We start from the raw sequence: 13,813 nt of genomic DNA, 5'->3' as shown, positions 1-13,813 counted from the left end.
ATATTTATATATTACACAAACAAAAAGAATTCTACAATATACCTATTTCAAATAATCGTTGTACAATGATGTAAATTATTTGTTTGAGAGATGAAATTATGAAAGCACTATTAATAATTGATATGCAAGAAGGTCTAAAAAAAATATATAAGATGGACTCAATTATAAACAATATAAACAAAAGAATAAACTACTACCGAAAACATAATTAACCAATCATTTTTATGCAACATATCAGTGAATCAATGCACATTAACAGTGAAGAATGGCAGCTTAATCACAATATTAATAACCTACCTCAGGACAGATACTTTAATAAGTATGTTCCTGATTCATTTTATGAAACTGGTTTAGAATCATTTTTAAACAGTCAATCAGTGGATACCATTGAAACATGTGGTGCACAAACTGAGTATTGTGTTGATACTACCATCAAAGTAGGATTTCATTTGGGATTTAAGATAACTGTTCCGGATAATTCATTTTCTACCTTTGATAACAATATTCTTACAGCAAAACAAATTAATCAGCAATATTCAAAAGTATGGAAAGATTCATTTATTATTAATAATTAAGAAATTAATAATGCAACAATCTTCCATCATCACACCAACCACCATACATCTCATTGACTCTCGTCTTCTTTACTAGCTTACGTAACCGATGTTTATATGATTGGGGTTTACTAAATTTCAAGCGTGATTGAACGCCATCAACGCGAACTCGTTGATACAAATCGGGAAACTGGTTAAAGTTATCCCATACTTTCGGATCACGTTTTAAAGCTCGTTTAACGGGCTGAATAATCTTAAACGATTTAGGCGACAAATCTGGTAACACTCGTTTGCCTTCTTCAGTCATTAAACCTAGTTTAATTAGTCTTCGAGCCCGCTCCTTGTTGAGCTCGGTCCAGTTACTGTTTTCCTTTCGAGGAGTCAATCGTTGTGCTAGTCCCGTTTCATCCGAACTTTTGTGCAGACCATCAACCCAGCCAAAACACAGGGCTTCTTCGACGATATCCAAATAAAACATCTTTTCTTCAGTCGTTTTACTCATACTGACCGGAATCCACAGACAATCTTCTCTCTTGCAGTTTTCGGTAAACCAGTCCCGAAGTTCCTTTCTAGATGTAATCGGTAAAAATGGCTCGTCTTTTCTTAACACTTGAAATGCACTCCTTCAACATTTGCCTACATAGTAATCAGCAAAGTTGGAGAAGTCAAAAAAAGCCGTCAGGCTCATTAAAACCTAACGGGACTTTGAACTGTTTTCTTAGCAAATGAAACGGGACGCGAAACACCTACTAAATGCCACCACGGAGCATGAATTGGTTCAATCACCACTCCACGATTTTGTGCATCGATCATTTGATGTTTGTTTAAGGCAATTCCAACGTGGTAAATGTCACTTTTACTTGAGCCAAAAAATACCAAGTCACCTTTTTTAATTTTACTCTTTCTGACATGCTTATAGGTATCGTATTGATTTTGTGCGGTTCTTACAAGATTGCGGTTAGCACCATTTTTCATGACATACTGAGTAAATCCAGAGCAATCAAAACTGTTAGGTCCGACTGCACCGTACGAATATGATTTACCAAGCTCACTAGTCGCAACCCGCTTAACGTTTGAAAAATGGGCTTTACTTGCGGATACTTGATTTTGGTTAGTGGCGATGTTTACGACACCAAATAAACCTAACGACGCAATCGCTACTGTTACACCTCTGATTAATCCTTTGAACATCTTACCAGCTCCTTTATTAATTTATTGTGTATTATTTTACAATCATCCTACACTTTCTATGATAGGTTAGGATTAATACCAAATGATTACATCACGATTGCAAATCCATTAATTTCAGTAATTAAAGCAATACTTTGTGAAATTAATTTATAATTAACCAAAAAAAGATGGAAATCATTTGATTTCCACCTAAAATACGTTTTTAATTTATTTTTGATCTTTTTTTGGCGTTCTAATCATAACCGCAAACAGTAGTCCGATAACCGCAATTACCAAGAAGACCCAGTAAACCATGTGGAATCCATTAACCTGAGCTGGCATTGCCGGCATGCTGAGTTTGAAGAATCCAGTTGCTCTCACTAATACAATCGTAGCAACCGCAACTCCGGTTGACCCAAGTACCTGTCTGACCGTCGTAATTAAAGCCGTTCCATAAGAAATCAAATCTTCCGGCAGTGAATCGGCCCCAAGCGTAACCGCAGGCATCATGACAAAGGCATTTCCACCCTCAATTAACATTGCCAGAATCATCATGCCCCAAATATTATAAATTGGGAAAAAGGCTAAAATGGCCCAGCCCAGCACAATCATCAACATTCCTGTTAACATAACTGGCTTAAATCCAATTTTATCAACAATCGTACCCGTGATCGGGTTCAAGATACTTAAGAAAACAGCTCCAGGAACTAGTGCCATCCCGGAAATGAATGGTGATACTCCCAGTACCTGTTGATAGTACAGTGGGAAAATGATCGTAACTACAATCAATGAAATGTATGAGAATCCGGTTAATAGTACCGCCAAATCATAGTTAAACGTCTTTAACACGTTTAAGTTCAATAGTGGATTGCTGATTCTAAACTGACGGAAAACAAACAACGCAATCAAAACGATACTAATAATCAGGATGAGTAAAAGCATTCCATAGTTATTGTTTGGTTTAGCAATTTCACTAATTACGTACAAGATTCCAATCAAACCAAATGAATAGAGGATTGAAAGCCAATCTAACTTTGATTTAATTCGTGGCATAACGTCTTTCATCACAAAGAATGAAATCAGGAATACAGCAGTGATAATCACAATGAAGACATCAAACAAACCACGCCAAGTGGTAAACTTCAAAACGATTCCGGAAATGATTGGTCCACACGCCAGAGCTGAACCCATGACTAGTCCAGCAACTCCCATGATCGTTCCTCGATCATCTTCCGGTGTGATATTTAGTAATACCGTTTGATACGATGGAAACAAAATTCCAACGGCAATTGCCTCTAAGGCTCTCCCCATCAGCACCCACATAAAACTATTGCTGATTAAAATGATTAACGTCCCTAGATCAAACATCAGTAAAACTCCCATAAAGAGTTTCTTAAAACTCATGTTGTTCAACAACCAAGGACTGATCGGCATCATGATACACATGATGATCATAAAACCAGTCGTTAACCATTGAACGGTTGATGCTGAAATATCAAAGTACTTCATCAATGTGGGATAAGCCGTCGATAGTGATGACTGACTAATCGACATGGTGAAAGTACCGATTAACATGATGGTAATAAACCAAAATCTTTCTAATCTACTAAGTCCATTACTTTTTGCCATATAAAGCGCTCCTTTTCGATTTGTACTAATTTAATAGCTATTTATAGACTATCATTTTTTCATTTGAATTGTTACAAAAGATAACAAAAAGCTCATGATTTCTCATGGGCTCATTTTAGTCTAAAATTTAATACTACCTTGGGTTCTTGGATAAGGGATAACATCACGAATATTATCCATCCCAGTGACATACATCAGTAATCGTTCGAAGCCAATTCCAAAGCCAGAGTGCTTAGTGCCACCGTATTTACGTAATTCGAGGTACCACTCGTACTCATCCTTTGATAAATGAAATTCATCCATTTTGTCAGCCAATTCTTGCTCACGCTCTTCTCGTTGGCTTCCTCCAACTAGTTCACCAATTCTTGGAACCAGAAGGTCTGAAGCAGCAACGGTCTTACCATCGTCGTTATCACGCATATAAAAGGCTTTGATATTCCGTGGATAATCAGTGACAAACACGGGTTTGCCAAACACTTTTTCGGATAGATAACGTTCGTGTTCAGCCTTTAAATCAATCCCCCACTTAACCGGATATTTAAACTCAACGTCAGCTTTTTCAAGCAAATCAATTGCTTCCGTATACGTGATCCGCGCAAACTTCTCGTTCACAGTAGTTTGAAGCAACTTAAGTAAGTTGTCGTCGACGTTATCATTTAAGAATTGAAGGTCCTCTGCAGCATTTTCAAGTAGATAATTAATGACATACTTTAGCATGTCCTCAGACGTTTCGATAATGTCATCTAAATCAGCAAATGCCATTTCCGGTTCAATCATCCAAAATTCGGCAGCGTGGCGTTTAGTATGCGAATTTTCAGCTCTAAAAGTTGGGCCAAAAGTGTATACGTTTCTAAATGCCAGAGCAAAGGCCTCGACTGGTAATTGTCCACTAACGGTTAAGTTCGTCTCTTGACCAAAGAAATCCTTTGAATAATCGACTTTACCATTTTTATCCTTTGGAAGGTCATTTTGATCTAAGCTAGTGATCTGAAACATCTCACCAGCACCCTCCGTGTCACTACTAGTAACAATCGGAGTGTTTACATAGACAAAGCCGTGTTTTTGCATGTATTCATGAATCGCAAAGGCTGCCATCGAACGAATCTTGAAAACAGCGTAAAAAGTATTGGTTCGAGGACGTAAATGTGCAATAGAACGAAGGTACTCAAGTGATTGCTTCTTCTTTTGCAGTGGGTAATCTAGATCAGAAACACCCTCAATCTTAACTTGCTCCGCATGAATTTCAAATGGCTGTGGGGCGTCTGGGGTGTCCACAAGTTTTCCAATTACTTTCAGAGTTGAACTAATCGGCAGTTTGATGATGTCATCAAAGTTATCTAGATCACTCTTGACAATTACCTGAACATTCTTAATGTATGAACCGTCGTTGATTTCGATAAAGGCAATTTTTTTAGAATTACGAATGGTTCGAATCCATCCTTCTAGAACTACTGATTCACTACCAAAATCGTGTTTCTTAGTGTACAAATCTTTTGCTAAAACGTTTTGCTCTTTCATACTTAACAACTCCCTTTTAGACAATAAAAAAGACCTCATCTCAAAAAGGGACGAGGTCATCGCGGTACCACCCATATTGTTTATGTAACATAAACCAACTCACACAATGATAACGGATTGCGACCGTTAAGCCCTACTTCGTTCAAGCTTTAAAACTCAAGGTGTTTTTCCCACTAACTCTTTATCGAACTCTCACCCGCTTCGACTCGCTATAAAAGAAACTAATGGTACTCGTCCTCTTTATTGTCATATCTTATTTGATTTAAAAGTACCATAATCACAGGCTGGTTGCAACAGCATTAATAAGTTTTAATTCCTAAATAAATGGCCAATAAAACCGCTAAGATTCCAACCCCATACTTCATGATATTGGATGGGATGAGACGCACGATGGCTGGTCCAATGTATCCGCCAATCATCAATCCAATCGTTAGCGTGATCAGAACCGGCCAGTTGATCTGAATTGTAAAAATAAAGATCAAAGCCGAGATCCAATTCATCACTAGTGACATCACATTTCGAATGGCATTATCCACGGCATACGACTCATTTAAAGCTCGCATTAAAATTGCCATGATCAGAATTCCACCACCAGCACCAAAATAACCTAAGTACACTCCAACCAACATCAGTGCGATGGCGGTAATGGTCTTACCCCATAAGCCCAAATGGGTTTTCGTTAATTGCTTTTGACTCTTCGGTAGCATGATCAAAATCCCAGACAACATGATGACAACTGGTGCAATATCTGCAAAACTTTTGTTGGAACTACGAAGAAGAATCAGGGAACCGAGTGCAGACCCAATTCCAGCAAAAATAACCACTTTTAAAATGGTCTTACCTTGACCCTTTAATTCTCTTTGAGATGAAGCCACTGCGCTCATGTTACTAAACGCAAAACCAACGATGTTAGTCACACTGGAAACGATTGGTGATAGTCCGGAAGCCAACATTGCTGGATATGAAATAACGCTAGCAAGTCCCACAGCGGTTCCCATAATTCCGCTTAAAATCCCAGCAAAAATCAATAAGAAATACTTTAAAATCAAACTTCCACTTTCTCCTTGTTTTATTAATAAGTCTTAATTCCCAAACAAATCGCTAATACAATGGCACCGATCCCAACCCCATACTTCATAACATTGGATGGAATATGACGTACGACTGACGGCCCAATATATCCACCTACTAGTAACCCAACTGTGATGGCAATCAAAGCCACCCAATTGATTGGCATTGTAAACATAAATATGATGGCCGAAATCCAGTTCAAAATTAACGAAACAAAATTTCGGATTGCATTACAAACAGCATAGGGTTGATTAACGGCTCGAAGTAAAATCGCAATCAACATGACTCCTCCGCCAGCACCAAAGTAACCTAAATACATCCCAACAAAAAGAAGTGCAATGGCGGTAATTATCTTTCCCCACACGGTCATATGCGTCTCAGATAATTGTTTTTGACTCTTTGGCAGCAACATCAAAACTCCCGAAATCATAATGATGATTGGGGCAACGTTTTCAAAACTTTTATTCGAACTGTTAAGTAAAATTAAAGAACCAATAATGGTCCCAATTCCAGCACAGATGGTAACCTTAAAGATGACTTTGCTTTGTCCCTTAAGTTCTTTTTGGGACGCTAAAATGGCACTTGAATCACTAAAGGCAAAGCCAACCGTGTTGGTGACGTTTGCAACGATCGGTGCAAATCCCGCCAGAAGCATCGCTGGATAAGCAACCAAACTGGCCAGTCCAACCGTACTTTCAAGCACCCCGCTAACAACTCCTGCCACTACTAAAAAAATTAAATTCCACATAATATTTTCCCTACATTCATCTTTTTTAAAAATATGCCTGATATGCTAAGAAAGCAGCCAGGATAATCGCACCGATCGCAACCGTGTATTTCATTACAGCTGATGGAATCACTCTGACAATAATGGGACCAATGTACCCACCAATAAACAGCCCAATGGCAAGCACCACTAAAGCACTCCAACTAATTGGTGTCGTAAAAATAAAGATGACAGCCGATACTGCGTTCATGGTTAAAGTCGTCACGTTTCGGACCGCATTACAAATAGCGTATGGTGCATCGATAATTCGAATCAGGATGGCAGCCATTAGCACTCCGCCGCCTGCACCGAAGTAGCCAACGTAAATCCCAACAATCACAATGGCAATCGCAGCAATTGCACTCGCTGTTTTTGAAATGCTTTCAGAAGCAAACGTTGACTGTCGTTTTGGAATTAACATTAAAACTCCGGACAGTAGGATGACAAAGGGAGCAACATCTTGAAAGCTCTTATTGGAACTATGTAACAGGATAATTGATCCAATAACCGCACCAATGACCGCAAATAGCATAACGTGGAGAGTGACCGAACCCTGTCCTTTGAGCTCTCGTCTTGATGACAAGACCGCACTTGTTCCGCTAAAAATAATTCCCACCGTGATCGTGACGTTTGCCATAATTGGTGGTAATCCAACAAACAAAAGTGCCGGATAAAGAATCACACTTGCCATGCCAACGACACTACTCAACGTTCCGGCAATGATGCTAGCAATTAAAAGAAAAATACCATTAAATAACAACGAAAGAACCAACTTTCCCAATTAAGATTATTAACTACTTACTTAATGTTACCACTAATTGGTTTTTCCATTATCAAATCACGCTGAGCACTCTTGCCCAATTGAAAAACATGATCCCCAACTTGCTTAAATCCCATTTTTTGATAGAACTTCAGTCCAGCATTATTATGTTCCCACACGCCAAGCCAAACCTTTCCTTTCCCTTTTTTCTGCGCCTCATCAACAGCCAAATCAATCAATTCGGTTCCTAGACCGTGACGTTTAAATTCTTTTTTCAAATAAATTCGTTCCACTTCTAAGAGATGCGGACCCATTTCTTCAGATTGAGCATCATCAACGTTTAACTTTAGATAACCAGCTAATTTTCCATCAACGTAGGCAAAATAAAATTGAGAATTAGGATCAGAAATTTCATTCTTTAATTTTTCCGGATCGTAGGCATTATCCAAGTATTGATTTAAATTTTCAGGTTTATTTTCGGTTCCAAACGTCTCGGCAAACGTTTCCCGACTAATGGCTCGTAAAGCACTAATATCATCAATCGTTACCCTTCTAATCTCACTCATCATTTTGAACCTCCATTAACAATTTAGTTAATATTTTAACTAATTTACTCTGGCTTGCAACCATTGTCATTTATAACAGATAAAGAAGGTTGCTTAAGCGCTTTCACTAGCATAAAATAGAAGTGGATAATAAGTAAATATATAGGAGGAAATCACCATGACATTCAATAACGTTGTCATTGTCGGTGGAGGCACCTTAGGCTCACAAATTGCTTTCATGTCGGCTTTTCACGGAAAAAACACTACTATTTGGGGCCGTTCAGACGGCTCACTCGATCGTGCTAAGGCGCGAGTAGCTCGTTGGGAAAAAGCAGTAAAAAAAGACATTGGAGCTACCGATGAACAGGTCAAGAACGCAGAGGAACATCTCCATTACACCACTGATTTAAAGGCCGCTCTTAAGGGTGCTGACTTAGTTATCGAGGCTCTTTCTGAGGATCCAGATGTTAAAAATGACTTTTACAAAAAGTTCAACGATTTAGCTGATCCAGATACTGTTATCGTTACTAACACTTCGACTTTACTACCATCACAGTTTGCTGATGCTACTGGTCGTCCTGACAAGTATTTGGGTTACCACTTCGCTAACTCAATTTGGAAAAACAATACCGCTGAAATCATGTCACAATCTAAAACTAATAAGGATCTTCCAAAAGAGATGGAACAGTTTTCACGCGAAATTGGAATGGTTCCAATCCTAGTTAACAAGGAACAACCGGGTTACCTATTGAACTCACTGTTAGTACCATTTCTATCAGATGCTTTAGTCCTCTGGAACAATGGCGTTTCTGATCCTGAAACGATCGATAAGGCATGGATGATTGGAACTGGTGCACCACTTGGTCCTTTCGCTATTATGGACATTATTGGGATGAAAACCATGTATGATATCACTAAGATGTCAACTAACCCAGAAGTTAAAAAAGCTTCCGAAAAATTCAAGGATATGATTGACCAAGGTAACATTGGTCTTGAATCCAGTAAGGGCTTTTACACTTATCCAGATCCTGATTTCAGAAAACCGGAATTTCTTAAATAGAATTAGGTACAAAAAAAGTTCGCCAAATGGCGAACTTTTTATTTTATAGATGATTCAAAGTCTCAGAACCAAGTGTTGGGAACAATGGGATCAATTCGCTCATCTTTTCTGGTGAGATGTGATACTCAACAAATGGTGCCAAAGTACTAATAACGTTATCAGCTTCAGAACTGATTTCAGTAGCACCTACTAGGTAACCTTGTTTGTCGGTGATTGAAATGGTCTTACCTTTGTTCTCCTGCATTGCAAATCTGAACCAATCAGTGGCAAGGTCTGATTCTTTAACATCATACTTATCAGGGTTGGCCTTAGCTTCGTCAACACTAACACCGATCTCAGCAATTCGTGGTGATGAGAAAACTGCACTTGGAACAGCTGGATACTTAATTGGATCAGTAGTAGCACCAGTAAATAACTTGGTAAGGTACATTGACTCAAAAATGGCAGTTGGAGTTAACTTACCAACTTGTTTATCAAGAACATCGCCAGCAGCGTAAATGCTGTCAACTGAAGTTTGAAGATGATCATCAACCTTGATTCCGTTCTTATCGTAATCAACGCCAACTTCTTTAAGACCGAATCCTTCAACGTTCGGATCACGGCCAGTTGCGTCAAGAACCCAATCAGAGTCAATGTCGTCTTTGTTAGTCTTGACTACAAAACCATCACCTGATTTTTCGATTGATTCAGGATCAACGTTTCGAATGATTTGAACTCCTTGAGATTCAAGATCTTTAAGTAATGACTCAACAAATGGTTGATAAAACTTTCTTAAAGCCTTGTCATGGTGCAATAGGATGGTAACCTTAGTTCCAGCATTTGCTGCGATTGTAGCAAATTCAATGGCAATGTATCCACCACCGATAACGGTCATGTGTTCTGGTTGTTTTTCTAAGTTCAAGAAATCAGTTCCATCGTATGCCAAGTCAGCACCGGGAATATCAATCTTGTGATAATGAGCTCCAGTTGCTACAACAAGTTTATCAGCGGTGTACTTGGTACCGTCAACGTCAATGGTGTGCGCATCAACGATCTTTCCATACCCATGGATCACATCGATGCCAACACTCTTTAGACCTTGTTCGATTCCACCAGGTAATTGACTGATAACTTCTTTTTCATGCTTAACGTTATCGGCCCAATTGATCTTAGTAGTTCCATCTAAGCCGTGTCCTTGGAAGTTATCAACGTCTTTTTTCATCTTAACTGGGAAGTCTAAAGCAATCTTAGCGTTACATCCACGGTTAGGACAAGTTCCACCAATCTTGCCAACTTCAATAATGCCAGCTTTTTTACCCTTTAGGGCCAATGGAATAGCACCGTTAAAAGCACCATGTCCACTTCCTAAATACAATACATCAAATTGATAATTGTTTTCACTCATACTTAACACCTCACCCTTTAGTTTTGTACAACTAAACTTTATACAATTATTATTATAGTTCTATAATTGCACTTGTCAAGATTAGCTCTCCACAAGACATTCTAATGCCTCTTTACCAATAAGGAAAACAATTAGAATTGCTGCTGCTGAATCGATCCACCAAATATGGAAAAAATAATTAAGCAAAACTCCGATAAGCACCGTCCCAGCAAGATAAGCACACGTAACACTACAAATGGCATCCTGAATTAAAGCGTTAGAACCAATTACTTTCCCAATCCAATACTTAGCATAGGCGATCATTGGCATGATAATAAGAGACAAAATAGAAATGATGATCCCCATCAGACTGCCATCAGCACCTTCATGCTGAAACAAATTATATCCAGAAGTAACTAGAATATAGACACACAGAAGGAGCAAAATGATGCTAACGATCTTCGTGGCAACCTTATCCACTCGATTAATGTCAATTTTTGAATTCCCTTTAAACTCAATTTCCAAACGAAATAGTAAAACAAATCCAGCAATAATCTCCATCAAACTATCAAGACCAAACGCAATTAATACAATTGAGTGGGCATCGATCCCGGCCTTTAAGCCAACCGAAAATTCTACTATCATCCAAGCAATCGCAACCATCTCAATTATCATTCCATATCCAACCACGTTTTTAGTTTCCATGTTTGACACCCCTTACCACGTGATCCGAATGAGCTAGTCCTTCATTTACAATGTCCATAATATGAGGATCATCCAGGCGATAATAATTTGACTTGCCCTTCCGTTCGCTACTTACCAATTGATGCTTTTTAAGCATTGCCAATTGATGAGAAGTAGCTGATTGTTCAAGCCCAAGTTCCTCACTAATCTCACCAACGTTGAGTAAGTGATTTTCTAACAACACTAACATTTGAATCCGAACCGGATTACTCAAAATTTTAAATAACTCATGAGCTTCTTCTAATTTTTTGGGATTAATCTTAGAATCCATGATTTTCTCCTTATATATGTAATTTACTTCATATGAATACATTATCATATGTATCCTAATAAAAAAAGCCACAACGGCTAATTCATTTTAATCCTTGATTCCATGACTTTTAAAAACAATCTGATTAATAGCGTGATCAATGTCACCAAAGTCAGAAAAAGCCTGGTTAATTGCATCGTTAATCGTAACTTCATCTGAAATCTTAGCTAATGCATCTTTTACGATTGAACGTTTCAACTCAATCTTGTACATCTCAACATCAGGAGTACTTGGATATTTTTCAAAGTACTTATCCAAACGTCCTTCAACAATGTTATTTAATTCTTCGTTATTCATTTTTAATCGCCTCACGTATATTTGTACTGTCATTACCTTACTAAATGAAACTACTGATTATCTAAAATGGTATCAATTGTCCTTAGAACCCCATCATCGTTATTATCAAACTCGGTAACGTGACCAGCGGCGTCCTTTGCCTCCCGAATGCCATTCTTCATAGCATAACTATTCGGAGTTAAATCCAACATTCCTAAATCATTCTCATTATCCCCAAATGTGACAACCTCTTCAGGATTGGCATCATATTTTTTCATCAAATAGCGCACGCCAGTTGCTTTGTCAACCCCCCTTACACCAATTAGGTCGGTATTAAAGCCAGAGTTTAAACTCTCAAGATTATCTGGAAGCATCTGTCGCATTTCATGAACTTTTCGCATCACGTTTGCACCTTGCTTAAACGTCACACCAACTTTTACCAACTGATCATCAGTGTTCTCACTTGTGATGTTAGCCAAATCATTCAAACGGACCGTATTACTGTAGTATTGTTTCATCAACTGATACATTTTTTCGGGTAGCCTTTTATCTACATAAGTATGCTTAAGCCCAGATACGTTAACCCCGACAATGTCAGGGCCAAAATCATCATAAAGCATCTTTAAAGTCTGTTTAATCTGATCATCATTCAGCGATTCGGCATGGACTAAATCATTACCACGATAAATTACTGAACCATTTTGAGAAATAAAATCCATTTGGTCCCGATAATCAATAAACAGGCTTTGTAATTTATCATTCGGTCCGCCACTAGCGACGGCAAAATTAACGTTTTGGTGTTTCATTTTTTGAAACGTTTTTAAAAACTTAATCTCATCATATCGATTAGCTTCATTTAAAAAGGTTTTGTTCATATCTGTCACAATTAATTTAATCAAAATCTCCACCCCACCTGTTTAAATTAATTATATCAATTTGTTAAGGGAATGAAAAAAGTTAACGCTATAAAAGCATTAACTTTTAATTAAATTAACTATTTTCGAGGAGCAACACAGGTTCCCTCTGGTACCGCAAAATCCTTTTGAATGACAGACAACTTACCATTCTCATGATTTCGCTCGTACAAGGTTGCGTTATTAGTGTTTTGATTTACAGCAATTAGGAAGGATTGATCTGAATTAAAGTTAAAATCACGCGGGAATTCCCCTTCAGTTGAAATTACTTGAATTCGCTCTAAGTCACCATCATCTAGGACCTTAAAAACAGCAATCGAATCATTGCCACGATTAGAAACATACACAAACTTCTCATCGTTAGTTATTCGAATTGCAGCTCCACCATTGGCATCTTTGTAGTCATTAGGAATAGTTTTAACAACTTGTTGGACGGTAAAGATGCCAGCTTCTTCATTATAATCAAGAACTGCAATCTTACTACTTAGTTCACCAATTAAGTAAGCCTTTCCCGTCGATTCAGCAAAAGCAATGTGTCTTGGACCAAATCCAGGTGACAACTGAACCTCACTAACTGGGGTAATCTCACCCGCGTCAGAAACATCATACAAATAAACTCGATCCAATCCCAGGTCACAAATCACTAAGCGATCATCTGGAGTTAGATCGGCATAGTGTGGATGAGGACCACTTTGTTGTTCTGGTAGTGGACCGGTCATTCCATCGTCATGAATTCGCTGTGATTCTTTGACAGTCCCGTCACTTTCAATGTGATACGCAATGACATTACCAGTATGATAATTTGCTGTATAGACCATCTTACGTCCTTCGTCTACAGTAATGTAGGCTGGTGAGGGACCCACTTCAATGTCTTCTTGCATTAATTTAGCTGGCATGGTGCTGCTATCAAAAACAGCAATCCCACCACGTGTTTCCGATTCATCTTGATTACGATCAATCGCATAAATTTTATGGTCATCAGAATCAACAACATAGGTTGGACAGCTAATTTGCGCAATTAGCTGAGCATTTTCCAGCTGTTTTTTGTCTTTGTTTAATTCAATTTGATAAACGCCCTTACTAGTTTTTTGGGTATAAGTTCCAATTAAAAATTTTTCAGTCATCATCAACAC

The 13,813-nt window shown here is 38.2% G+C and carries 16 protein-coding genes and 1 other annotated feature; of the genes, 2 read left to right on the top strand and 14 right to left on the bottom strand.

The genetic code is table 11. The features are described from left to right. Positions 1-224 precede the first annotated feature (224 nt). A complete protein-coding gene (locus AC6UDB_RS05805; RefSeq protein ID WP_500694331.1) occupies positions 225-575 on the top strand; it encodes an isochorismatase family protein in 351 nt (116 codons plus the stop codon). Between the two features lie 4 nt (positions 576-579). On the opposite strand, the gene AC6UDB_RS05800 is transcribed toward AC6UDB_RS05805, so the two are convergent. The 8 genes from AC6UDB_RS05800 to AC6UDB_RS05765 all read right to left on the bottom strand — a co-directional run bounded on the left by AC6UDB_RS05800 (position 580) and on the right by AC6UDB_RS05765 (position 8,034). Next, the gene (locus AC6UDB_RS05800; RefSeq protein WP_500709420.1) at positions 580-1,164 is read right to left on the bottom strand and encodes a YdeI/OmpD-associated family protein; all 585 of its coding nucleotides are present in this window, start codon (positions 1,162-1,164) and stop codon (positions 580-582) included. Positions 1,165-1,241: 77 nt separating this feature from the next. Further along, positions 1,242-1,745: a C40 family peptidase gene (locus AC6UDB_RS05795; protein ID WP_500709419.1), complete on the bottom strand. Its 504-nt coding sequence runs from the start codon at positions 1,743-1,745 to the stop codon at positions 1,242-1,244. A gap of 207 nt (positions 1,746-1,952) precedes the next feature. Continuing rightward, the gene (locus tag AC6UDB_RS05790; RefSeq protein WP_500709418.1) at positions 1,953-3,353 is read right to left on the bottom strand and encodes a DHA2 family efflux MFS transporter permease subunit; all 1,401 of its coding nucleotides are present in this window, start codon (positions 3,351-3,353) and stop codon (positions 1,953-1,955) included. Positions 3,354-3,473: 120 nt separating this feature from the next. Then, positions 3,474-4,871 (bottom strand): asparagine--tRNA ligase, encoded by a 1,398-nt coding sequence (gene asnS, locus AC6UDB_RS05785; protein WP_500709417.1) that lies wholly within the window; start codon positions 4,869-4,871, stop codon positions 3,474-3,476. Between the two features lie 43 nt (positions 4,872-4,914). Further along, positions 4,915-5,124 (bottom strand) — a binding site (T-box leader). Positions 5,125-5,170: 46 nt separating this feature from the next. Further along, a complete protein-coding gene (locus AC6UDB_RS05780; protein WP_500709416.1) occupies positions 5,171-5,920 on the bottom strand; it encodes a sulfite exporter TauE/SafE family protein in 750 nt (249 codons plus the stop codon). Between the two features lie 23 nt (positions 5,921-5,943). Next, the gene (locus AC6UDB_RS05775; RefSeq protein WP_500696847.1) at positions 5,944-6,690 is read right to left on the bottom strand and encodes a sulfite exporter TauE/SafE family protein; all 747 of its coding nucleotides are present in this window, start codon (positions 6,688-6,690) and stop codon (positions 5,944-5,946) included. 25 nt (positions 6,691-6,715) lie between these two features. After that, complete coding sequence (locus tag AC6UDB_RS05770; RefSeq protein WP_500709415.1) at positions 6,716-7,468, bottom strand: sulfite exporter TauE/SafE family protein; 753 nt, start codon at positions 7,466-7,468, stop codon at positions 6,716-6,718. Between the two features lie 38 nt (positions 7,469-7,506). Beyond that, entirely contained in the window at positions 7,507-8,034 is a 528-nt protein-coding gene (locus tag AC6UDB_RS05765; RefSeq protein WP_500709470.1) for a GNAT family N-acetyltransferase, read from the bottom strand. A 157-nt stretch (positions 8,035-8,191) separates the two neighbouring features. Here AC6UDB_RS05765 and AC6UDB_RS05760 point away from each other — a divergent pair, with 157 nt between their 5' ends. After that, positions 8,192-9,073, top strand: a complete 882-nt coding sequence (locus AC6UDB_RS05760) for a 3-hydroxyacyl-CoA dehydrogenase (protein WP_500709414.1) — start codon at positions 8,192-8,194, stop codon at positions 9,071-9,073. Positions 9,074-9,116: 43 nt separating this feature from the next. Here AC6UDB_RS05760 and AC6UDB_RS05755 read toward each other — a convergent pair whose 3' ends face one another. From AC6UDB_RS05755 to AC6UDB_RS05730, 6 genes are all read right to left on the bottom strand, one after another. Beyond that, the gene (locus AC6UDB_RS05755; protein WP_500706784.1) at positions 9,117-10,457 is read right to left on the bottom strand and encodes a dihydrolipoyl dehydrogenase family protein; all 1,341 of its coding nucleotides are present in this window, start codon (positions 10,455-10,457) and stop codon (positions 9,117-9,119) included. Between the two features lie 81 nt (positions 10,458-10,538). Then, positions 10,539-11,141, bottom strand: a complete 603-nt coding sequence (locus AC6UDB_RS05750) for a cation efflux transmembrane domain-containing protein (protein WP_500709413.1) — start codon at positions 11,139-11,141, stop codon at positions 10,539-10,541. Continuing rightward, entirely contained in the window at positions 11,131-11,451 is a 321-nt protein-coding gene (locus tag AC6UDB_RS05745; RefSeq protein ID WP_500694320.1) for an ArsR/SmtB family transcription factor, read from the bottom strand. The genes AC6UDB_RS05750 and AC6UDB_RS05745 overlap by 11 nt, the downstream gene beginning before the upstream one ends. Before the next feature lie 87 nt (positions 11,452-11,538). Further along, the gene (locus tag AC6UDB_RS05740) at positions 11,539-11,787 is read right to left on the bottom strand and encodes a hypothetical protein (RefSeq protein ID WP_500694319.1); all 249 of its coding nucleotides are present in this window, start codon (positions 11,785-11,787) and stop codon (positions 11,539-11,541) included. Between the two features lie 50 nt (positions 11,788-11,837). After that, positions 11,838-12,665 carry an HAD-IIB family hydrolase gene (locus tag AC6UDB_RS05735; protein ID WP_500709411.1) on the bottom strand — a complete coding sequence of 276 codons (828 nt, stop codon included), beginning with the start codon at positions 12,663-12,665 and terminating at the stop codon, positions 11,838-11,840. Between the two features lie 95 nt (positions 12,666-12,760). After that, on the bottom strand, positions 12,761-13,804 hold the full coding sequence (locus tag AC6UDB_RS05730; protein ID WP_500709410.1) for a lactonase family protein: 1,044 nt from the start codon (positions 13,802-13,804) through the stop codon (positions 12,761-12,763). Positions 13,805-13,813: the final 9 nt, after the last annotated feature.

Source organism: Fructilactobacillus sp. X3R2C1 (genome assembly GCF_059901235.1).
Note: the sequence above shows the minus strand (reverse complement) of the source record. Positions and strands in the feature narration are given on the sequence as shown.